The organism is Lyngbya sp. CCY1209, from assembly GCF_035615495.1.
In the GTDB taxonomy this organism is placed as follows: Bacteria; Cyanobacteriota; Cyanobacteriia; order Cyanobacteriales; family Microcoleaceae; genus Limnospira.
The window spans coordinates 1-386 of sequence record NZ_JAJENU010000112.1; the positions used below are offsets into that span (position 1 = coordinate 1).

The following is a 386-nucleotide window of genomic DNA, read 5'->3' on the forward strand; positions in this document are numbered from 1 at the left end:
TCTACACAAGCATTACAGACACCACGATCCATCAGATCCATCAAAATGGGTGAATAAAGTAAATTGGGGGTAGGGGTAAAACCCCACACCACAGAAATGGATGAGCCGGACAACCCGACATGGGACGCTTGACCCGTATCAATGTACAATGATAGGTGTATCAATGTACAAAGATAGAGCTATGAGCAGTATGGCCAACTACAACCCCGACACCAGCGGACTAAAACAGCCGAAATGGAACCACACCCCGACCGTCCCGATCCGCGTCCCCGCAGAGTTTGCCGATGAGCTACTGGCGATCGCCCGTCGGATGGATCGGGGGGAAGCGATCGAGGCGGCACCCAACAGCAACGGCAACGGGCGGCCGCAAGGTGAGCCGACGCCCG

General features: G+C 55.4%; 1 pseudogene. It reads left to right on the forward strand.

The window, feature by feature from the left end:
• Nucleotides 1-181: 181 nt before the first annotated feature.
• Nucleotides 182-386 (forward strand): annotated as a pseudogene (locus LKE08_RS00745) (hypothetical protein); the annotation flags it as partial.